The sequence below is a fragment of the Lentzea kristufekii genome, from assembly GCF_033949925.1.
Taxonomy (GTDB): Bacteria; Actinomycetota; Actinomycetes; order Mycobacteriales; family Pseudonocardiaceae; genus Lentzea; species Lentzea kristufekii.
In genome coordinates, this window is record NZ_JAXAVV010000002.1 from 238,905 (window position 1) to 258,933 (window position 20,029).

Below are 20,029 nucleotides of genomic sequence, written 5' to 3' on the forward strand. Positions count from 1 at the left end.
GGGTGCCGGCGACCCGTCGCCGGCACCCCGCACTCGTTGCCGGAGGCCGACGTGCTCGATCTGTTCGCTCGTGTGCTGCTCGCCGTGGTGTTCCTGGCGGCCTTCGCCGGCAAGGTGCGGTCGCGGCAGGGGTTCGCCGAGTTCCGCGACTCGATCGCCGCCCTGGTGCCGTTGCCCGCCCGGCCTCTCGCCGTCGTGGTGCTCGCGGGGGAGGCGCTGGCGGTCGTCCTGCTCGCCGTTCCCGGTACGCGGCTCGGGTACGGCGTCGCCGTGACGTTGCTCGTGGCGTTCTGCGGCGCGGTCGTTCTGGCCGTCACCGGCCGGAAAGCGGTGCGCTGCAAGTGTTTTGGTGCGGGCGGAGACGTGCTGGGGTCCAAGCACCTCGTGCGCAACGGCCTGCTGATCGCGGTGGCCGTTCTGGGCGCGTTCGTGCCGGCGCCTGTTTCCTGGGAGGAACCGTTGACCCTGCTCACGATTGCCGTCGTGCTGCTCGCCGTGGTGGTGGCGCTGCACGTGCTGTTCACGTACGGGCTGGTGGCCAGGGTCCGGGAGCTGCAGGAGAGCTCGCAGCCGAAGCGCGAGTCGACCCTGCCGCGGCCGGGTCTGGTGATCAAGCCGTTCTCGGTCGTGGACACGGGCGGCATCCCGTTCACCGAGGCCGACCTCGACGGGCCGGTGCAGGTCGGCTTCTTCTCGGTCGGCTGCGGGCCGTGCCGGACGCTGACCGACGCTCTGCTGGACGATCCGCCCGCGGCACGCTTCGTGTCCGTTGTGGATGGAGACCCGAGTGATCCCGAGGCCACGGCACGGCTGGTCGAGAAGGTCGGTGCGCTTGGTCGGGTGGCCGTGGTCGGTACCGATGATCCCGTGCTGTCCGCGTTCGAGGTCATGGCTTATCCGACGTTGCTGTACACGCACGAAGGAGTGGTGACGGCGTCCGGGACCAAGCTCGCCGACTTCGCCGGGGTTCCGGCGCCGGTGGCATGATCCGCAACGCCCTGGCGGCGCTGGCGTTGCCGTTCAAGGCCGCGCCGGTGCTCGCCGGTGGGACGCTCGCGCTCACGGTGATCGCCGGTGCCGCACCCGCGAGCGGGGCCTGGCTGACGATGTTGCTGGTGGACGAGCTGACGTCGCGTCAGGCCGGTGCGGGGCGGGCGGCGTTCCTGGCGGTCGCGTCGGCGCTCGTCGGTGGTGTCGCCATCGCGTTGCTCTACCTCTGCGGGCACCTCGGGGAGGTCGTGCGGCAGCGGGTCGCGGTGACGGTCGAAAGCAGGCTGTTCCAGCGCGTCGCCACGCTGCCGGGGCTGGCGCGCATCGAGGATCCCGCGTTCCACGACCGGTTGCGGCTCGCCGAGCAGGCCGCGCAGGAGGCGCCCGGCACGATCTCGCAGTTCACCCAGGAGGTCGTGCGCTCGGTCGTGCTGCTGGCCAGTTTCACCGGCGCGTTGCTGGTGGTGTGGCCGCCCATGACGTTGCTGCTGCTGGCTTCCGTGGTGACGGCGGTGTTCGCCCGGCTGGCGACCGCGCGGCGTGAGGCGTCGACGGAGGAAGCGTGGGTGGCGACGGATCGGCGGCGGCTGTTCTACCGGGCGTTGCTCACGGACGTGCGCGCGGCCAAGGAGATCCGGCTGTTCGGCCTCGGCTCGCTCCTGCACACCAGGATGGTCGGTTCGCTGGTGACGGTCAGCGGTGCGCGGCTGGCGGCGCAGCGCAGGGGCACGGTGGTGCAGAGCGCGCTGGCGTTGCTCGGCGCGGTCGTCGCCGGGGCGGGCACGGTCGTGGTGGCGCTCAACGTCGTCGCGGGGCGGTCGTCGGTCGGTGATCTCGTGCTGTTCCTCGGGGCGGTGGCCGGGGTGCAGACCGGGCTGTCCGGGGTGGTGCTGCAACTCGGAGAGGCCGGGCGCGCGGTGCGGCTGTTCGGGCACTACCTCGACGTGATCGGCACCCAGGACGACCTGCCGGCGGGGACCGGCACGCCCGGCGAGGGGGCGATCGAGCTGCGGGACGTCTGGTTCCGGTACTCCGACGACGGTCCGTGGGTGCTGCGCGGGGTGAACCTGACCATCCCCGCCGGTGCGGCGGTCGGGCTGGTCGGCGTCAACGGCGCGGGCAAGAGCACCCTGGTGAAGCTGCTGTGCCGGTTCTACGACCCGCAGCGGGGGTCGATCACGTGGGGTGGCGTGGACCTGCGCGACCTCGACGTCGTGGCCCTGAGGGCCCGGATCGGCGTGGTGTTCCAGGAGTTCATGACCTACGACCTGACCGCGGCGGAGAACATCGGCATCGGCCAGGTGGGCGAGCTCGGTGACCGGGCGCGGATCGTCGCGGCCGCGGGCAGGGCTCGTGTCGCGGAGACGCTGGAAGCGTTGCCGGACGGGTACGACACGGTGCTGTCGAGGACCCACGCGGACGAGGAACGGACGGGCGTCACGTTGTCCGGCGGGCAGTGGCAACGGGTGGCGCTGGCGCGGTGCCTGATGCGCGCGGACGCCGATCTGATGATCCTCGACGAGCCGACGTCCGGGCTGGACGCCGAAGCGGAACACCGGGTGCACGAGACGGTGCGGCGGCACGCGGAAGGCCGCACGCGGCTGCTGATCTCGCACCGGCTGGCCGCGCTGCGCGGTGCCGGTCTCATCGTCACCCTGGCCGGCGGGCGGATCGCCGAGCAGGGTGACCACGACGCGCTGATGACCGCCGGCGGCGAGTACGCCCGCCTGTTCCGGCTCCAGGCCGACGGCTACCAGGACGCGAGGGTCAACTGATGTGGATCAGGGTCACCGTGCGGGGCAACAGCATGTCGCCGACCCTGCACGACGGTCAGGAACTGCTGGCGCGCAGGCTCTTCCGGCGGCCCCGCCGCCACGAGGTGATCGTGTTCCGGGTACCGGACCCCGAACTGCCGCACCGGGTCAAGAGGGTGGCGGCCACAGCAGGCGATCCGGTGCCACCGTGGCTGGCCGCCACGCTGCCCGGTCTGGCGCACGTGCCGGACGGCTTCGTCGCCGTGGTGGGGGACAACCCGCGTTCACAGGACTCCCGTCAGCTCGGATTGGTCGATTGCAAGGACATCGTCGGTGCGGTGCGAGGAAGATGAGAGCGCTTGCACGCCGCGACCCAGCGCAACCGCCAGCGCGTCGTGTCCCCGCCGCACACCCGCGCGATCGCCAGCACCGTGTCCAGCCGGGGAAACCGGCGGCCGGTCAAGGCGTCGTGCAACGTGCTGCGGGCACACCCGGTGCGGCGTGCCAGTTCGCGGTAGGACAATCCGACCAGCAGACGAAGCTCGTCCAGGTCGACGCCGAGCTCGGTCTTGCCCCCTGTGGCCATCCAGACTCCCGTGTTGTGGGTGCTCCGTTCCCTCTCCTTCAGCCCACTGCATGGTTACCCGAGGGGGCGGGAATTCGCCACTGGCCTCGCGACTAGGGCAGGCGCGCCTGCGATGCGCCAGAATCGGTCTGGGCCTTGAGCTCGCTCTTGCGGCGGGTCAGCACGAGCGGCCCGTCCTCGGTGATCGCGACGGTGTGCTCCGAGTGGGCCGTGCGCGAACCGTCCGCCGAGCGCAGCGTCCAGCCGTCCTCGTCGTAGATGATCTGGTCGGTCGTCGCGGCGAGCCACGGCTCGATGGCGATGGTCAGGCCGGGCTTGAGCTTCATGCCGTGCCGGCGCCTGCCGTTGTTCGACACGTGCGGCGCCTCGTGCATGGTGCGGCCGATGCCGTGCCCGCCGAACTCCAGGTTGGGCGTGTAGCCGAACTGACCGCAGACCTCGCCGATCGCCGCGGAGATGTCGCCGAGCTTGTTGCCCGCCTGCGCCACCTCGATCGCCGCCGCCAGTGCCACCTCGGTGGCGCGGACCAGGCGCTGGTCCTCCTCGCGGGGCGTGCCGACGATGACGGTCATGGCCGAGTCGGCCGCCCACCCGTCGATGGTGACGGCGATGTCCATGGTCAGCACGTCACCGTCCTGCAGCACGTAGCTCTTGGGCAGTCCGTGCAGCACCGCGTCGTTGACGGCCAGGCAGGTCACGTTGCGGAACGGTCCGCGGCCGAACGACGGCGAGTAGTCCCAGTAGCAGGACACCGCGCCGCGCTCCTCGAGCATGTGGCGCGCGTGGTGTTCGAGGTCGAGCAGGTTCACCCCGACCGCGGCCCTGGCGGAGAGCTCGTCGAGCACCTCCGCGATGAACTGGCCGGTGACGTGCATGCGCTCGATCTCGGCGGGTGACTTGAGCTCGATCAACGTGTTCCTCCATCAGCGGGTACCGGTATAACTATACCGGTGTTGGAGGTGTGCTGCTCAAGGGGCCTCGCCGTCGGTCCGCTGCTCCACCATGCGCGCTCGCGGGCCGGGGGTCAACGCCTTCTCGCGGGCCTCGGTACCGGGCGGCTGAAGAACACCACTCAGGAGGGGGACGCGCGTTGCGCGCGCGAGGCCGGGTCACCACAGTGCCTGGTCATGAAGCAGGTGTTGCAGCACAGGATCGACTCGACCTTCGCCCACTACGACGTCGACCGCAACGGCGTCATCGAACTGGCGGACGTCTACGCGCTGGCCGACCGGCTGCTGCGGGCGTTCGGCGAACCGGCGGCCTCGGAGCGCGGCCGTGAGCTCGTGGAGGCCTACGACCGGTTCTGGGAGATGCTGGCCGACCACTGCGACACGGACCGCGACGGCAAGATCGGCCCGGCTGAGTACCGCGACGCCATGAACGAGGCGTTCGTCGAGGGCGGCCCGATCAACATGGACTTCCTCGAGGTCGTCCAGTCCCTGCTCGACATCATGGACACGAACGGCGACGGCCGCGTGGACGCGTCCGAGTTCGGGGTCCTGCTGAAGGCGCGCGGGCTGTCGGAGGAGGAGTGCGGCCGCGCGTTCGCGCACCTCGACACCGATGGTGACGGCGCGATCAGCGTGCAGGAGTACGTGACGGCCGTGCGTGACTACTACACGAACCCGGCGGAGGACACGCCTGGCAGCTGGCTGTACCCGAGGGCGCTGCAGCGCATTTGATCTCCTGCGAAACGGGCGAAGGAGTGTGTGACTTCGATCCCGATATGGTCATGTATCCTGACTGTCAGGATACATGACTAGTTGGGAGAACGTCATGGCCACCACCACGCTCGATCACGAGGCGGTGTTCGAGCAGGCCTGGGCCGCACCCGGCGCGACGCGGGCGGACCTGCCGGCGGTGCGGGTCAACGAGGTGCTGCGCGAGCGCTACCTGGTGACCCCGCCGATCGAGTACACCGGCGCGCTGCTCTGGGACATGGAGGTGCGCAAGGCCAAGGCGCCGGACGTCTTCATCCCGACGGTCGTGGTGCCGGGCGCGGAGAGGTTCCCGAGCGTCTGGCACGGCCGGGTCGAGGAGTTCACGCGGGTGTCCGAGCAGCGGCTGTGGGCGGACCCCTCGCGCACCGCGCGGATCATCGAGCACGTGCGGCTGGACCACGAGAACCGCCGCGCGTTCTTCCTGGGCGACGCGCGGTGGGAGGCCCCGGACGGGCGCGTGTTCACGGCGGGGACGGGGCAGCCGATCTTCCACGTCGAGCACTCGGTGGGTGGTGCGGAGGCGGACCCGCTCAACCTGTGGCGGATCGTGAACCTCACCGGGGAGCCCGACCCCGTCCTCGCGGCCGCGTTCGACGGGCTGGCGAACGACCGTTACCTGCGGGTGTTCGTCGAGGTGCACCTGCGGGAGGTCCTCGGGCGCGATCTCGTGCGCCGCTAGGGTGGCCTGATGGTCACCCGCGCGGAACGCAACGCCTCGAACCCCGATCTGGGGGTCCTGTCGGGCCGCCTGCTGTTCGCGGTGCAGCGCGAGCTGTTCCAGACCCTCGCCGACATGGGGTTCGACGACCTGAAGCACCGGCACGGCGCGGTGCTCGCCTATCTCGACCCGGGCGGAGTGCGGGCGACGGATCTCGCGCACCTTTCCGGGCAGCACAAGCAGATCGTCGGCACGCTGATCGACGAGCTGGAGGCGCTCGGGTACGTCGAGCGCCGGCCGGACCCGAGCGACCGCAGGGCGAAGCTGATCTGCCCCACCGAACGCGGCCTCGCGCAGATGCGGGCAGCGGACCAGATCATGGCCGCGATGCAGGACCGGCACGCCGAGCGGGTCGGCAAGGGTGAGTACACGCGCTTCAAGCGCGTGCTGGTGGACATCACCGAGCACCAGCGCCTGGCCGTTGAGTCCTCAAAGGACTGAACGACGCCTGGATTTAGTAACAAATCTTGACTATCATGGTTCTATGGCTACGGCAGTGGAGCTGACCCGTTTCCGCGTGGCGCCCGAGAACGTCGAGGCGCTGCTCGCCGCCCGTCCGGGCATGATCGCCGACTTCGAGGCCGACCGCGAGGGATTCCTGGGCGCCCGGCTCGTGCGGCTGCCCGGCGGCGAATGGCTCGACATCGTCGAGTGGCGTTCCTCGGAGGACTACGCCGCTTCCAGCAGGAAGGGCCCGAACCTGCCCGGCATCAAGGGGTTCTTCGCCGCGATCGACTCGCTCGTCACCGCGGAGGAAGGCGTGCTCTCCGAGTAGGGAGCACGCCCAAGAGGAGACAGGGGAGACAGCGGTGCTGCAGGCACTCAGCTTCGGCGTCTCGGTCGTGCCGACCGTCGACGTCGACCAGAACAGGGCCGTCGTCGCGGCGGCCGAACAGGCGGGGCTCGACCTCGTCGGCGTCCAGGACCACCCGTACGTCGCGGACCACCTCGACGCGTTCGCCCTCATCGGCGACTTCATCGCGCGCACCGGGAAGATCTCGTTCTTCCCCGACGTGGCGAACCTGCCGTTGCGGCCCGCGCCGATGCTGGCGCGCCAGGCGAGTGCGCTCAGCCGCCTGTCCGGCGGCCGGTTCCATCTGGGACTCGGTGCGGGCGGGTACTGGGACGCGATCACCAAGCTCGGCGTGCCGCGGCGCAGCCCCAAGGAGGCGCTGGACGCACAGGCAGAGGCGATCTCGTTGCTGCGCGGGCTCTGGCAGCCACGCGGCCACCACGTGACCGCGTCCGGGGAGTACTACTCGGTCGATCACATGGCCTCGCAGGAGCCCGGCCCCGGTGGCGTCGAGATCTGGGTCGGCGCGCAGGGTCCGCGCAGCCTGGCGCTGACCGGGCGGGTGGCGGACGGCTGGGCCGCACCGATCCCGTCGTACCTGCCGTACGAGAAGTGGGCGGAGAGCAACGCGCTGATCGACCGGGTGGCCGCCGACGCCGGTCGCAAGCCGGGGGAGGTGCGCCGGATCGCGCAGCTCGTCGGCACCATCACGGACACGCCCGGCCCGGTCGGGCTCCAGGGGGCCGAGCCGATCCGCACGGACGCACAGGGCTGGGCGGACGTGCTGACCGAGCTCGCCGCCCAGTCGTTCACCGGTTTCGTGCTGTGGCCGGAGGAGAACGCCGCCGACCAGGCGCGCCGCTTCGGTGAAGAGGTCGCGCCCGTCGTGCGCGTGCGGTTGGGCCAGAAACCCGGCTGGACGCAGCGGTAGCTGGAGGCCGCCTTCGGGTCGCCGTGGACGTACCGGGAGGTCCGCGGGTACGGGCAGAGGTCGCGGGCCGAGTCGGCCGTCGCGGCGGCGAGGGTGGCGGGTGCCTTGCCTCGCTCGACCCAGTCGACGAGCTGCCCCAGGGCGTTGGTGGGCTGCGGTCCGGTGCCGCCGGAGCAGTGGTCGACGCCGGGAGCGGTGAACAGGCGGTAGAAGTCGTTCACGTACCCCATGCGCCGCTCGACCTGGTCGCGGTACCGCAGCGTGCCGCCGGGCGGGATCAGCTGGTCGTTGGTGCCGACGAACGTGATCAGCTTGCCGCCTGCGCGCCGGAACGCCGACAGGTCGGGGTCGGAGGTGCCGATGACGCCGTCGAACTCGCGGACCGACTGCCGGAACAGGTCGCGGTACTGGGCATGAGGACTAGCTGTCACATCTGCGCGGGCAATCGGGTCTTTCCTGGTGGACACCCACGCGAAAAGGATGAACACCATGTCCTATCCCAAGAAGGTCTACCTCGGCGACACCGGCGAGGTGAGCGCGCGCTACCGGCCCGCGAGCACCCCGATCGACCACGGTGAGCCCGGTAACGGCATCCAGTACCTCGCGACCACCGAGACCACGCGCGGCGAGTTCGGCCTCTACCGGGTCGTCATGAAACCGAAGGCCGGCGGTCCGGCGACGCACTTCCACCGGACGATCTCCGAGTCGTTCTTCATCCTCGATGGCACCGTGCGCCTCTACAACGGCGACAAGTGGATCGAGGCGGGAGAGGGCGACTTCCTGCACGTGCCGCAGGGCGGGTTGCACGCCTTCCGCAACGACGCCGACGCACCGGCCGAGTTGTTGTTGCTGTTCACGCCCGGTGCGCCGCGCGAGGAGTACTTCGAGCGGCTCGGCGAGGTCGCGGCGGCCGACCGCGCCGCGTTCCTCGACGAGCACGACTCGTACTTCGTGGAGGGCTGAGGTCAGTCCTCGACCTCGATCGCCGAGGCCGGGCACACGGCCGCCGCGTGCCGGACGTCGGCCAGCCGCTCCGGCGGCGGGCTGGCGTCCAGCAGGTCGACCAGACCGTCGTCGTCGCGCTGGTCGAACACGTCGTCCGCGGCCAGCACGCACTGCCCGGCGCCGACGCACTTGCCCTGGTCCACCACGATGTTCACGCCGACCTCCAGGTGACGGGCAGCTCCGCCACGCCGCCGGTGAGCGTCGCGCGGACCTGCAGCTGGTCGATTTCCTTGGCCAGCCGCATCGACGGCAGGCGCTTGGCGAGCGCGGCGAACACCACGCGCAGTTCCGTGCGGGCGAGCGAAGCGCCGATGCAGAAGTGCGCGCCGTGGCCGAAACCGAGGTGCGTCCTTTCCGGACGGTCCGGGTCGAACTCCTCGGCGCGGGAGTACACGGACACGTCGCGGTTGGCCGCGTTGATCGACAGGACCAGCGCGTCACCGGCCTTGATCGTCACGCCCGCGATGTCGACGTCCTCACGCGCGTACCGCAGCAGGCCGAGGTCGCCGGGCGCGCCGAGGCGCATGACCTCCTCGACCACCGCGTCGACGCGGCCGTCCGGGTCGGCGACGAGGGCGTCCCAGCGCGACCGTTCGGTGAGCAGGAACAGCACGCCCAGGCCGATGCGGTTGACCGTGGTCTCGTGGCCCGCGAACAACAGCCCGACGCACAGCCGGACCATCTCCACGTAGTCGAACGACGGGTCCTCGGCCTGTGCGCGCACGAGGTCGGAGATCACGTCCTCGCCGAGGGCACCGCGCTTGGTCTCGACGAGCCCGACCATGTACCGGAAGAACTCCTCGCGCGCCTTGTGCGCCTCCTCGCCGATCTCGGTGCCCGCCATCCGCTCGGACAGCGACGCGAACAGCTCGTTGTCCTCCTCGGGAACGCCGAGCAGGCGGCAGATCATGGCCACCGGCAACGGGAACGCGAGCCCGCGGTGCAGGTCGACCACGCCGGTCTTCTCGTGCTCGGCGATCAGCGCGTCCAGGCAGCTGTCGACCAGCTGCTCCATGTTCTCGCCCAGCATCCGCATCCGCTTGGCGGAGAACGCGGGCGTGAGCAGGCGGCGCATGCGCGTGTGGTCGGCCTCCTCCGTCGCGTACTCGCCGGTCGGGCCGTCCTGCACGGCGGCGGTCGAGATGCGGGAGGCCTTCTCCGGCTCAGGGTGGGAACGGCCGAAGCGCTTGTCGCCCAGCAGGAGGCGGACCTCCTCGTACCGCGTCACGAGCCAGGCAGGGTCACCCGCCGGTGTCGTCACGGGGGCGATCGGTGCCTCGCGTCGCAGCACCTCGTAGAGCGGAGCGAGATCGAGGACGTTCGGCCTGGCCAGCGGCAGCTTCAGGCGCTCTGCGTCAATGCTCATGCACTGACCGTAGCGCTTAATGGCAGATGCTGCCAATAAATGTTTGCGGTCGGGTGACGTGGTTGAATCGCCCGATGACGGACGTTGCGACAGAAAAGCCTCGCCGAGGCCGGCCGCCGGTCAGCGACGAGCAACGTCAGCGTCAGCGCCTCGACCTCTCCCGGCACGCGGTCCGGTTGTTCGCCGAGCAGGGGGTCGCCGCCACGTCGGGTGAGCAGATCGCCCAGGCCGCGGGTGTCTCCGAACGCACGTTCTGGCGCTACTTCCCGCACAAGGAGAGCTGCGTCGAACCGTTGCTGACCAAGATGGTCGACGCGTTCTGCGTGGTGGTGCGCGCCTGGCCGCGCGAACTCGAACTGGTCGACCACCTGCGCGAGGCGTACAGCCCGTTGCTGGACGCGGCGTCCGACGAGGACATCGAAGCGGTCCTCGCCGTCGTGCGGCTGACCCACGGCGAACGGGCGTTGCGCGCCGCCTACCTGATGTTGCGCGAACGGGCGGAGGACGCCCTCGCGGACGTGCTCGCGGAGCGCGCAGGGCTGTCGCGCAACGCCATCGAGGTGAGGGTGCAGGCCGCCACCATGAGCGCGGTGCTCAAGGTCGCCACCGACGACGTGGCCAGGGCCGCGGCGGACGGCATCACGACGGGGACGCTGGACGGGCATCGCGAGCAGATCGCCGCCGCGCTGCGCGGACTGTCGCAGATGCTGTAGCTACGCCGTGAGGTTCGAAAGCGCCCACATGAACACGATGACCAGCGTGATCACGACGACCACGCCGACCGTGCCGGCCAGCGCCATTCCCGTTCCGGCGGAACGCCACGGCGCGGGAGCCGCCACCTTCACCACGAGGCCGGCGATGGCCGAGCCGAGCGCGATCCAGATGAACGAGTAGGCGTATTCGCCGCCCTGCCAGCCGAACGACTCCAGGGCGTCGTTCAGGAACGCGACGACGGTCAGGACGAGCAGCACGGTCGTGGTGGCGAACCCGGCCAGTGCGGCGAGGCGGCCACGGTCGATTTCGGTCACACGTCGAGAGTGCCGCCGCTGGTCCGCAACGGCATCGGTACAACTACTCACACTCTGAGCAGGGCGGCGACTCGTTCCTTCAGTGCGTGCGCCACCGAGTCGAAGCCCTGCTTGACGTAAGCGCCCTGTGCCTCGAACACGGCGTCGGCGTACTTGCCGGTGAACGTCTCGAACGTGCGGTAGCTGCACCGCTGCGGCCCGAGCGGTGTGATCAACTGGTCGCGCGTGCCGAGCAGGCCCGGGAATGTGTCGCCGGTGTCGTAACGCAGCAATCGAGGTGGCTCGACCTCGCGGATGTACTCGCGGCTGACGAACGTCCCCTCGCCGCCGTCCGGACGGGGCAGTGTGAGGTCGATCGGCGAGTCGATCTCCAACGTCGTGGCGACCGCCAGCGTGTAGGGATTCCACTGTGGATAGTGCGGGTAGTCGAGCAGCACGTCCCACACGAACGATGCGGGCGCGTCGATCTCCACAACCACGGACTCGATGAGATGCGTCATGCCGGCATGTACTCCCCGCCGTTGACGTCGAGCACGGCACCGGTGACCTCGGAAGCGTGCCGGGACAACAGGAACAGCACGGCTCCTGCGCACGCGTCATCGGTCGGGATGCGGCCCAGCGGGTTGCGGGCGGCGATCTCATCGTAGACGTCCTGCTCGCTCATCCCGCGCGCCTCGGCGGTGAACTTGAGGTAGAAGCGCACGCCCGGTCCGTCCAGCCAGCCCATCACGGCCTGGTTCGCGCGGATGCCGTGCTCGCCCAGCTCCAGCGCCAGGAACTGGGTCGCGGTCGCCATCGCGGCCTTCGCCACGGCGTACCCGCCCTCGCCGCGCATAGGTTTGCGGGTCGTCATCGTGCCCACGTTGACGATCGAACCGCGCCCGGCGGCCTTCATGTGCGGCACCACCGCGCGGGTCACGTTCAGCGCGCCGAACAGGATGATGTCCATCGACCGGCGGACCGCCTTCTCCGGCGTGTCCAGCAGGTCGAACCAGCCGGGGTGCCCGAACGCCGAGTTGACCAGCCCGGTGATCGTGCCGAACCGTTCGACGGCGGTCTCGGCCAGCACCGCCACCTCCTCGGGCCGCCGCACGTCGCACTGCACGCCGACGGCCTCGCCACCGGCCGCGGCGACGTCCTTCTCCACCTGCTTCATCACGTCGGCGGACCGGGCGGCCATCACGACCTTCGCGCCCTCGGAGGCGGCGCGGACGGCGAGCCTCGAACCCAGGCCGGGGCCGACGCCGGTGATCACCACGACCTCGTCTTGCAGCATCACAGGTAGACCTCCGAGTAGAAGGCGAAGTCACGGCGCAGCTGGTCCTCGGACAGCCCGAAGTCCGATGGTGCGTAAGAGTGCGAGCCGTGCCGCTCGGTGCGGTTCTGCGTCAGATAGGCCTCGAACGCCGCGTCGTCGGCGGGACCGGCGGGCAGCCCCAGCGTCTCCAGCACCTGACGGGCGACCTCCAGCGGTTTGCTGACGGTGTCGGCGAACCGCACGTCCACGAACCGCTCGGGGCGCGCGGACCGGGCCGAGGCGAAACCCTCCAGCGTCGTGGCGAACCTGCGCGACCAGTACCGTCCAATTCGGACCGGATCGACGTTCTCGCTGTACTGCGAGGACATCGCGCGCACCATCGACGCGTACGACGGCACGGCGTTGACGGGGGACCGGTGCGTCATCACGATCTTGCAGTCGGCGAACTCGTCCAGCACGGTGTCGACCGCGGTCAGGTGGTGCGGCGACTTGAGCACCCACGGCATCGAGCGCGAGGTGTTCTGCCACTGCAACACCTGCAGCCACTCGCGCAGCTCGCGGTAGGCGGGCCGCTGGTCGGCCGAGCGCAACCAGTCGCCGTAGGCGGGCACCCAGTAGAACGAGTCGAAGCTCATCGACACGAACGTCCGGTCCAGCAGGATCACGTCCTCCTCCGGCCCGTCCCACACCACGGTGTGCAGGTCGCCGAAGTCGGGGGAGAGCTGCGAGAACATCTGCATGCGTTCCTGCGCACGGTGTTTGCGCTGCTCGGCATCGGGGCCTTCACCGGGGAACGGCAGCGGGTACGCGACCTCCCACGACAGCGTGGACGTCACCTGGGGCGACGCGGCGAGAAGCCGGTGCAGCAACGTCGAACCGGTGCGCGGCAGGCCGCAGATCTCGGCGGCCACCCGGACCTCGACGTCGAGCACCTCGGGGTTCGAGCGTTGGAGCTCCCGCAGCCGCAGGCGGTCGGCCAGCAGCGCGGTCAGCCGGTGCCGGGTCAGCTCGAAGCCCAGCGGTGACAGCGCGGCCTCGGTGTTGAGGCTGCGCACGAGCACGTCCAGCGGCTCGCGGAACCAGTCGTCGCCGAAGTCCGAGAGCCCCGTCTTGGCGCACGCCCCGTCCAGCAGCTCCGGCACGTTCAGCGCGGTCGTGACCGTCATCGAACCTCCTCCAGGGGGACCACGCGGCACTTCGGGATCGGGTGCTCGGACGCGCCGAGCCAGCGCAGCAACGCGGTGCCCGAACTGTGGCCGCAGGTGTCGATCCAGTTGCCCACTCCGGGGTCCTCGGAGGCCACCACGATCGTCAGCCGGCCGCCGGACAACGCCGCCGTGTGCTTGTTGACCGTGATCTTGCGGTGGTGGTCCAGCGACTCCATCCACCAGTTGCCGAGCTGGAAGTTCCAGTACGGGCAGTCCGGCACGTCGGTCTCGATCACCCACGCCTCGCCCGGCTCCAGCGTCCAGTACCCGTGCAGGTAGAAGATCTCAGGATCGCCGCCGGCGCGCTGGAACATCTCCTGGCCGAAGTCGGGCAGTTCGTTGGGACGCGTCATGAACGTGCGCGTCCAGTGCGCGAACGTGGCCGCGGTGCCGTGTACCGACAAAGCCGTGCGCTGCAACGCCTTGGCGAGGAACTCGGGGGTCAGGGGAGCGGGTTCCGCGGGCCCGCCGATCTGTTCGACGTGCCACCGGCCGGGTGTCTCGGTGGTGCGGTCGAGATAGGTCTGGCGCACCACCAGGCCGGTGGAGTCGGGCGCGAGCGGCAACCAGTTCCCGGCCTGGGGTTCGGCACTGGCGATGATCTCCACGGTGCCGTCCGGCGCGAGCGTGAGGTCGGCGTCGGACAGCTCACCGGTCGACGCCATCGTGCCGTCCTTGGCGTACCGGTTGGCCTTCGACCCGATGCTGAAGTACGCGATGGTGCCGCGGGTCCCGGTGATCCGGTACGTCCGGTCGCCGCGGATGTTCGCGGACAGGTAGACGTTGTCCGGGTTGTCCGCGCCGATCTTCACGAGGTCGAGCTCGTGGAACCGCGGGAAGTCGGGATCGGCGTTGTCCAGGCAGGAGTACAGCATCTCGCGGGTGAGCCGGGAGAGGTACCGGTAGCCCTCCGCGCGGTCGAGCGGGGTGTCCGGCGCCTGGTCGGATCCAATCACCTCACCGGCCTTCTCCAACGCCTGGCAGAACTGCGACCACGCCTGATCCGGCACAGGATGCCTCCCGAACTTAGAACGTGTTCTAGCTGAACGTACACGTTTTGGACAACGTTCAACAGACGCCGAGCGCGCGCAGTCGTGCCACCACGGCGTCAGCGGCGGCCTGCGGGCTCAACGTCGTCGTGTCGAGCCGCACCTCGGGTTCCAGGGGTGGTTCGTAGGGCGAGTCGATGCCGGTGAAGTTCGCCAGCTCGCCCCTGCGGGCCTTGCGGTACAGGCCTTTCGGATCACGTGCTTCGGCCACGGCCAGCGGCGTGTCCACGAAGACCTCGCAGAACTCGTTCTCGCCGACCAGATCGCGTGCCAGCGCCCGCTCGGCCCGGAACGGCGAGATGAACGAGACCAGCACGATCAGCCCGGCGTCGACCATCAGCGCGGCGACCTCGGCGATGCGCCGGATGTTCTCGACGCGGTCGGCGTCGGTGAACCCGAGGTCGGAGTTGAGCCCGTGCCGCACGTTGTCGCCGTCGAGCAGGAACGTGTGCCTGCCCTCGGCGTGCAGCACCTTCTCGACCAGGTCGGCGATCGTGGACTTGCCCGCGCCGGACAACCCGGTCAGCCACACCACACACGGACGATGCCCGTTGCGCGCGATCCGGGCCTGCTTGTCGACGGTGAGCGTCTGCCAGCGCACGTTCGCCGGGCGCAGCGCGAAGTCGATCATCCCGGCGCCGACCGTGGCGTTGGACAGCCGGTCGAGCACCACGAACGAGCCGAGGTCGCGGTTCGTGCGGTAGCTCTCGAACGGCACGGGTGCGTCGAAGTGCACGTTGTCGACGCCGATCTCGTTGAGCCCCAACGCCTTGGTCGCGGTGAAGCCGACTGTCCGCGCGCCGATCTTCGCCAGGTACTGCCGGCCGGGCAGCAGCCCGTTCTCGTGCAGCCAGACCAGCTTCGCCTGGAACGAGTCGGCGAGGCTTGGGGGGTCGGAAGCGGCGCCCAGCACGTCGCCGCGGCTCGCGTCCACGTCGTCCGCCAGCACGACGGTGACCGACGATCCGGTGGGCGCCTCGTCCAGGTCGCCGTCCATCGTGACGATCCGGGCGACGCTGGTGGTCCGGTTGCCGAGACGGACCGTCTCGTCTCGTCGGAGTGTCCCGCCCAGCACGCGACCGGACAGGCCGCGGAACGTCGCGTCCGGCCTGTTCACCCACTGCACCAGGAAACGAGACGGACCGTCTCGTCTCGCGTCGCTGGAACGAGACGAGACGGTCCGTCTCGTGGATGGTGTGACCGACTCCAGCCACTGCAGCAGGGTCGGGCCGTCGTACCAGGGCGTCAGCTCGCTGCGCCCGACCACGTTGACACCCTCGGTCGCCGACATCGGCACACAGGTGATCTCCGCGAACTCCAGGTCGGCGGCGAACTGCGCGAACGACGCGCTGACCTCGTCGAACAGCTCCCGCGAATAGCCTGCGAGGTCGAGCTTGTTCACGGCCAGGGCTACGTGCCGGATGCCCAGCAACGACACGATGCGCGCGTGCCGGCGTGTCTGGCTGAGCACGCCCTTGCGCGCGTCGAGGAGCAGAACCGCCGCATCGGCGGTGGACGCGCCGGTGACCATGTTGCGCGTGTACTGCTCGTGCCCAGGGGTGTCCGCGACGATGAACCGCCGCGCCTCGGTGGCGAAGAACCGGTAGGCGACGTCGATCGTGATGCCCTGCTCGCGTTCGGCGGCCAGCCCGTCCACGAGCAACGCGAAGTCCAGCTCACCGCCGCGCGTGCCGACCCGGCGCGAGTCCGCCTCCAGGGCCGCGAGGTGGTCGGCGTACAGCAGCTTCGACTCGTACAGCAGCCGCCCGATCAGCGTGCTCTTCCCGTCGTCCACGCTGCCGCAGGTGATGAACCGCAGAAGCTCCATCAGAAGTACCCCTCCCGCTTCTTGCGTTCCATCGACCCGCTCTGGTCGTGGTCGATCACCCGTCCCTGCCGCTCCGACGTCGTCGCGGCGCGCATCTCCTCGATGACCTCCGCGACCGTGCGCGCCTCGCTGCGCACCGCACCCGTCAGCGGGTAGCAGCCGAGCGTCCGGAACCGGACCAGCTCGTGGCGCGGCTCCTCGTGCAGCGGCATCCGGTCGTCGTCGACCATGATCAGCGTCCCGTCGCGCTCGACCACCGGTCGCACGGCCGCGAAGTACAGCGGCACAACGGGAATCCGTTCGCGTTCGACGTAGCGCCACACGTCGAGCTCGGTCCAGTTCGACAGCGGGAACACCCTGATGCTCTCGCCGGGCGCGACCCTCGTGTTGTAGAGCCGCCACAGTTCGGGCCGCTGGTTCTTCGGGTCCCACTGGTGCTGCGCGGTCCGGAACGAGAACACCCTCTCCTTGGCGCGCGAGGCCTCCTCGTCGCGCCGCGCGCCACCGAACGCCACGTCGAACCGGTGCTCGTCCAGCGCCTGCCGCAGACCCTGCGTCTTCCACAGGTCGGTGTGCCGCGCGGAACCGTGGTCGAACGGGTTGATGCCCGCGGCCACGCAGTCCGGGTTGCGGTGCACGATCAGCTCCAGCCCGAGCGAGGCGGCCGTCGCGTCCCGGAACGCGATCATCTCCCGGAACTTCCACGTGGTGTCGACGTGCAGCAACGGGAACGGCGGCTTTGACGGGTAGAAGGCCTTGCGCGCCAGGTGGAGCAGCACCGAGCTGTCCTTGCCGATCGAGTACAGCAGCACCGGTCGTTCGCTCTCCGCCGCGGCCTCGCGGAAGATGTCGATGCTGTCGGCCTCCAGCTGGTCGAGGTGGTTCACGTCAGCACCCCCGCGAGTTCCGGGCGGCAGATCAGCAGGTCGGGCAGCCAGGGATCGGGCTGGTTGTAGACGAGCGGCCGTCCGTCGGCGCGGGAGGCGTGCAACCCGGCCGCGCGGGCCACGTGGACGGGTGCGGCGGAGTCCCACTCGTACATGCCGCCCGCGTGCAGGTAGGCGTCCGCCTCGCCGCGCACGACGGCCATCGTCTTCGCGCCCGCGCTGCCCATGGGCACCAGCACGGCGTTGATCGTCTCGGCGATCCGCCGCGCGTGCGCGGGCGGCCGGGTGCGGCTGACCACGATCCGGATCCGGCGGTGTGAAGGCCTTGGCACAGGGCGGAAGGCGGGCACCGCCACGGCTCCCGCGACGAGATCACCGCGTTCCCAGAGCGCCACGTGCACGGCCCAGTCGGTGCGGCCGGGCTCGGCGTACTCGCGGCTGCCGTCCAGCGGGTCGATGATCCACACCCGGTCGGCGGCCAGCCTGCGGGGGTCGTCGGGTGCCTCCTCGGACAGCACCGAGTCGGCCGGGCGGTGCTCGGCGAGTTGCGCGGCCAGGAAGAGCTGCGCGACGTGGTCGCCGTCGCCCGGTCTCACGCTGAGCAGCAACCGGCCCGTCTCGGTGACCAGTCGTCTCGCCAGTTCCGCATCGGTCTCCGCCATGCACCCGAGCGTAGCGAGCAAACCGAACAACGTTCAATATGCTTTTGAACGTTGTTCAAAGTAGGCTGAACGCCGTGAGCACCGAGCAAACGGCCTGGGGGGACGCGGAGGGCAGGCGGCGCGACATCCTGTCGTCCGCCGAGCTGATCCTCGAACAGCAGGGCTACGCGGGCCTGACCATGCGCGCGATCGCGGTCGGCGCGGGTGTCAGTTCCGGCACCGTGTACCAGTACTTCTCCGGCAAGGAGGACGTCTTCGCGGCGTTGATGGAACGGCGCCTGGACGAGCTGCAGCGCACTCTCGCCACCGTCGACCGCGGGCTCGGCATCGCGGGCGTGCTCAAGGAGGTCGAGCCGCAGATCACCGACCTGTGGCGGCGGTTCGGGCGGTCGGCCGCGCAGTGGGAGGCCAAGGTGCTCTCCGGCGGCCGCAGGGGCAAGGAGGTCGCCGGATCGGCCCAGGACTACCGCAAGACGCTCAAAGCGCTCGCGAAGGCGTTGAAGGAGACCGCCGAGGCGTGCGGTCAGGAGCTGATCGACGATCCCGCGCTGCCGCACTGGGTGTGGGACTCGCTGATCGGCCTGGCGGACGACCTGCTGCTGCAGGGCGCCCACATCAACCGGGTCAAGCCGGCTCAGCTCGTCGAGTTCGCCACCGGTGCGATCGAACGGGGGATCATCGCCCGCTGACTGGTTGGTCGTAGCGCCGCCGGATGCTCGTGCCGAGGATGCTGACGTCGGCCCCGTAGACGTGGATCGAGATCGCCACGGAGCTGGAGTTGTTGCACACCTTGTGGATGTCACCCGGCGGCACGAGGTAGGACGCCACGCCTTCCGGGGTCTTGTTGACGCGCAACGGGATCAGCCGATCGCCGCGCAACCGGTAGGTGGTCTCTTCCTCCTCGCCGACGTACGTGCCGACGACGCACCACGAGACGTGGTCGTGGATGCAGGTCTCCTGGCCCGGCAACCACACCAGCGCGACGACCGAGAAGCTCCCGTCCGGTTCGACGTGCAGGACGTGCTGGCGGTAGGCGTTCGGGTCGGGTTCCCGCTGCGCCGCGCTCAGCAGGAACGGGTCGGTGAGGTGGCCCTCCAGGGTCCGCGCCACCCGAGCGGCGACGGCCTCGTCGTCGCCACCGCCGGCGATCGCGGCCCGGAGCGAGCCCACCAGGAGCGTGGCCGTGGGGGAGAGCAGGCTGTGCGTCATGAGCGGGTCCTCCTCTGAGGAAAGCGGAGATCAGCCGATCAACACCGTGCCGGTCAGCACCAGGACGACGATCACCGTGGTCGAGAGCAGGCCCAGCAGCAGCACCGCCGGGCCGGAGCGGATCAGGGAACGCAGGCGCACCGCCGTGCCGAGCGCGAACATGCCCGCCGCCAGCAGCACGTTGTCCACGAACGTCGCCGCCGACAGCACGACGTCGGGCAGCAGGCCGGTCGCCCGCACAGCCGCCATCGCGAGGAAACCGAGCACGAACAACGGCACGATCGGCGGGCGCTGCCCGGACGTCGGGTACTTGAGGCGCTCGGCGAAGCTCACGGCGGCGAGCATCGGTGCCAGCAGCACGACCCGCGTCAGCTTCACCGCGACGGCGATGGCCAGAGCGCCGGTGACAGGTCCGGCGGCGGCCACGACCTGCGCGACCTCGTGCACGCTGCCACCCGCCCACACCCCGTACTGCGCGGGCGTGAGGCCCGTCAGCGGGAACAACGCGGGCAGGCCGAACATCGCGACGGTGCCGAAGAGCGTGACCAGGCCGAGCGCCTTGGCCACGTCCTCCTCGTCCTGCCGGCGGACGCTGTTCATCGCGGCCACCGCGGAGGCGCCGCAGATCGAGAACCCGGTCGCGATGAGCAGCGACAGGCCCTCGCTGACTCCGAGCACCCGCCCGAGCCAGCGCGTCACGACGAACGTGACGACCACGGCGATCACCGCGAGCAGCAGGATCTCGTAGCCGAGCTTCAGCACGTCCTGGAACACGAGCTTCAACCCGAGCAGCACCACACCCAGGCGCAGCAGGCGGCGTCCGGCGAGCTTGATCCCCGGGGTGACCGACGGCGGCAGCGTCACGACGTTGGCCACGACGGCGCCGAGCAGCACCGCGACGGTGAGCGCGCTGACCGAGGGCTGCAGCCAGGACACGACCATCGCGACCGCGACACCGGCCGCGACCAGCGCGAGACCGGGCAACACCGAGTCGGCCGTGCGCGGAGTCGTCCTGACGATGCCCATACCGGTAACG

25 protein-coding genes and 1 pseudogene are annotated in these 20,029 nt (G+C 70.0%); 11 read left to right on the plus strand and 15 right to left on the minus strand.

All coding sequences use genetic code 11. From position 1 onward, the window contains the following. Window positions 1-51: 51 nt before the first annotated feature. The 3 genes from SK571_RS04610 to SK571_RS04620 are packed head-to-tail and all read left to right on the plus strand — an operon-like array spanning window position 52 to window position 3,097. On the plus strand, window positions 52-987 hold the full coding sequence (locus tag SK571_RS04610) for a MauE/DoxX family redox-associated membrane protein (RefSeq protein WP_319982768.1): 936 nt from the start codon (window positions 52-54) through the stop codon (window positions 985-987). Continuing rightward, window positions 984-2,765, plus strand: a complete 1,782-nt coding sequence (locus SK571_RS04615) for an ABC transporter ATP-binding protein (protein WP_319982769.1) — start codon at window positions 984-986, stop codon at window positions 2,763-2,765. The genes SK571_RS04610 and SK571_RS04615 overlap by 4 nt, the downstream gene beginning before the upstream one ends. Continuing rightward, complete coding sequence (locus tag SK571_RS04620; protein ID WP_319982770.1) at window positions 2,765-3,097, plus strand: S26 family signal peptidase; 333 nt, start codon at window positions 2,765-2,767, stop codon at window positions 3,095-3,097. Before SK571_RS04615 ends, SK571_RS04620 begins: the two co-directional genes overlap by 1 nt. Here SK571_RS04620 and SK571_RS04625 read toward each other — a convergent pair. Together SK571_RS04625 and map are read right to left on the minus strand one after the other, a co-directional pair. Further along, the gene (locus SK571_RS04625; protein ID WP_319982771.1) at window positions 3,043-3,330 is read right to left on the minus strand and encodes a helix-turn-helix domain-containing protein; all 288 of its coding nucleotides are present in this window, start codon (window positions 3,328-3,330) and stop codon (window positions 3,043-3,045) included. The genes SK571_RS04620 and SK571_RS04625 overlap by 55 nt on opposite strands. A 92-nt stretch (window positions 3,331-3,422) precedes the next feature. After that, a complete protein-coding gene (map, locus tag SK571_RS04630; RefSeq protein WP_319982772.1) occupies window positions 3,423-4,241 on the minus strand; it encodes a type I methionyl aminopeptidase in 819 nt (272 codons plus the stop codon). A gap of 216 nt (window positions 4,242-4,457) precedes the next feature. Here map and SK571_RS04635 point away from each other — a divergent pair, with 216 nt between their 5' ends. From SK571_RS04635 to SK571_RS04655, 5 genes are all read left to right on the plus strand, one after another. Then, window positions 4,458-5,012: an EF-hand domain-containing protein gene (locus tag SK571_RS04635; protein ID WP_319982773.1), complete on the plus strand. Its 555-nt coding sequence runs from the start codon at window positions 4,458-4,460 to the stop codon at window positions 5,010-5,012. A 73-nt stretch (window positions 5,013-5,085) separates the two neighbouring features. Beyond that, window positions 5,086-5,730, plus strand: a complete 645-nt coding sequence (locus SK571_RS04640; RefSeq protein ID WP_319982774.1) for a hypothetical protein — start codon at window positions 5,086-5,088, stop codon at window positions 5,728-5,730. Window positions 5,731-5,739: 9 nt separating this feature from the next. After that, the gene (locus tag SK571_RS04645) at window positions 5,740-6,210 is read left to right on the plus strand and encodes a MarR family winged helix-turn-helix transcriptional regulator (RefSeq protein ID WP_319982775.1); all 471 of its coding nucleotides are present in this window, start codon (window positions 5,740-5,742) and stop codon (window positions 6,208-6,210) included. A gap of 43 nt (window positions 6,211-6,253) precedes the next feature. Further along, the gene (locus tag SK571_RS04650) at window positions 6,254-6,544 is read left to right on the plus strand and encodes an antibiotic biosynthesis monooxygenase family protein (RefSeq protein WP_319982776.1); all 291 of its coding nucleotides are present in this window, start codon (window positions 6,254-6,256) and stop codon (window positions 6,542-6,544) included. Between the two features lie 34 nt (window positions 6,545-6,578). Then, a complete protein-coding gene (locus SK571_RS04655; RefSeq protein WP_406601938.1) occupies window positions 6,579-7,493 on the plus strand; it encodes an LLM class flavin-dependent oxidoreductase in 915 nt (304 codons plus the stop codon). Here SK571_RS04655 and SK571_RS04660 read toward each other — a convergent pair. After that, window positions 7,484-7,903 (minus strand): annotated as a pseudogene (locus SK571_RS04660) (tannase/feruloyl esterase family alpha/beta hydrolase); the annotation flags it as partial. The gene SK571_RS04655 and the pseudogene SK571_RS04660 overlap by 10 nt on opposite strands. A gap of 79 nt (window positions 7,904-7,982) precedes the next feature. Between SK571_RS04660 and SK571_RS04665 the strand changes: the two are divergent. Then, on the plus strand, window positions 7,983-8,456 hold the full coding sequence (locus SK571_RS04665) for a cupin domain-containing protein (protein WP_319982777.1): 474 nt from the start codon (window positions 7,983-7,985) through the stop codon (window positions 8,454-8,456). A gap of 2 nt (window positions 8,457-8,458) precedes the next feature. Here SK571_RS04665 and SK571_RS04670 read toward each other — a convergent pair whose 3' ends face one another. Both SK571_RS04670 and SK571_RS04675 read right to left on the minus strand, forming a co-directional pair. After that, window positions 8,459-8,653, minus strand: a complete 195-nt coding sequence (locus SK571_RS04670; protein WP_319982778.1) for a ferredoxin — start codon at window positions 8,651-8,653, stop codon at window positions 8,459-8,461. Further along, a complete protein-coding gene (locus SK571_RS04675) occupies window positions 8,650-9,864 on the minus strand; it encodes a cytochrome P450 (RefSeq protein WP_319982779.1) in 1,215 nt (404 codons plus the stop codon). The genes SK571_RS04670 and SK571_RS04675 overlap by 4 nt, the downstream gene beginning before the upstream one ends. Before the next feature lie 74 nt (window positions 9,865-9,938). Here SK571_RS04675 and SK571_RS04680 point away from each other — a divergent pair, with 74 nt between their 5' ends. After that, the gene (locus SK571_RS04680) at window positions 9,939-10,577 is read left to right on the plus strand and encodes a TetR family transcriptional regulator (protein ID WP_319982780.1); all 639 of its coding nucleotides are present in this window, start codon (window positions 9,939-9,941) and stop codon (window positions 10,575-10,577) included. Here the strand turns inward: SK571_RS04680 and SK571_RS04685 are convergent, their stop codons facing one another. Genes SK571_RS04685 through SK571_RS04720 form a run of 8 tightly spaced genes read right to left on the minus strand, consistent with a single transcriptional unit; the run spans window position 10,578 to window position 17,784 of the window. Then, entirely contained in the window at window positions 10,578-10,892 is a 315-nt protein-coding gene (locus tag SK571_RS04685) for a hypothetical protein (protein ID WP_319982781.1), read from the minus strand. Between the two features lie 47 nt (window positions 10,893-10,939). Continuing rightward, window positions 10,940-11,392, minus strand: a complete 453-nt coding sequence (locus tag SK571_RS04690) for an SRPBCC domain-containing protein (protein WP_319982782.1) — start codon at window positions 11,390-11,392, stop codon at window positions 10,940-10,942. Next, window positions 11,389-12,168 (minus strand): SDR family oxidoreductase, encoded by a 780-nt coding sequence (locus SK571_RS04695; protein ID WP_319982783.1) that lies wholly within the window; start codon window positions 12,166-12,168, stop codon window positions 11,389-11,391. Before SK571_RS04695 ends, SK571_RS04690 begins: the two co-directional genes overlap by 4 nt. Beyond that, window positions 12,168-13,316, minus strand: coding sequence for a sulfotransferase family protein (locus SK571_RS04700; RefSeq protein WP_319982784.1), 1,149 nt, complete (start codon window positions 13,314-13,316; stop codon window positions 12,168-12,170). Before SK571_RS04700 ends, SK571_RS04695 begins: the two co-directional genes overlap by 1 nt. After that, the gene (locus SK571_RS04705; protein WP_319982785.1) at window positions 13,313-14,368 is read right to left on the minus strand and encodes a DUF1214 domain-containing protein; all 1,056 of its coding nucleotides are present in this window, start codon (window positions 14,366-14,368) and stop codon (window positions 13,313-13,315) included. Before SK571_RS04705 ends, SK571_RS04700 begins: the two co-directional genes overlap by 4 nt. 58 nt (window positions 14,369-14,426) lie before the next feature. After that, window positions 14,427-16,235: an adenylyl-sulfate kinase gene (gene cysC / locus SK571_RS04710; protein WP_319982786.1), complete on the minus strand. Its 1,809-nt coding sequence runs from the start codon at window positions 16,233-16,235 to the stop codon at window positions 14,427-14,429. Continuing rightward, the gene (cysD, locus tag SK571_RS04715) at window positions 16,235-17,122 is read right to left on the minus strand and encodes a sulfate adenylyltransferase subunit CysD (protein ID WP_319982787.1); all 888 of its coding nucleotides are present in this window, start codon (window positions 17,120-17,122) and stop codon (window positions 16,235-16,237) included. The genes cysC and cysD overlap by 1 nt, the downstream gene beginning before the upstream one ends. Beyond that, window positions 17,119-17,784 (minus strand): 3'(2'),5'-bisphosphate nucleotidase CysQ, encoded by a 666-nt coding sequence (locus SK571_RS04720; protein WP_319982788.1) that lies wholly within the window; start codon window positions 17,782-17,784, stop codon window positions 17,119-17,121. Before SK571_RS04720 ends, cysD begins: the two co-directional genes overlap by 4 nt. A 74-nt stretch (window positions 17,785-17,858) precedes the next feature. On the opposite strand from SK571_RS04720, the gene SK571_RS04725 reads away from it, so the two are divergent. Next, the gene (locus tag SK571_RS04725; protein ID WP_319982789.1) at window positions 17,859-18,473 is read left to right on the plus strand and encodes a TetR/AcrR family transcriptional regulator; all 615 of its coding nucleotides are present in this window, start codon (window positions 17,859-17,861) and stop codon (window positions 18,471-18,473) included. Here the strand turns inward: SK571_RS04725 and SK571_RS04730 are convergent. After that, window positions 18,460-18,993, minus strand: coding sequence for a cysteine dioxygenase family protein (locus SK571_RS04730; RefSeq protein ID WP_319982790.1), 534 nt, complete (start codon window positions 18,991-18,993; stop codon window positions 18,460-18,462). The genes SK571_RS04725 and SK571_RS04730 overlap by 14 nt on opposite strands. Window positions 18,994-19,023: 30 nt before the next feature. Then, window positions 19,024-20,019: a YeiH family protein gene (locus tag SK571_RS04735; protein ID WP_319982791.1), complete on the minus strand. Its 996-nt coding sequence runs from the start codon at window positions 20,017-20,019 to the stop codon at window positions 19,024-19,026. Between the last annotated feature and the right edge of the window lie 10 nt (window positions 20,020-20,029).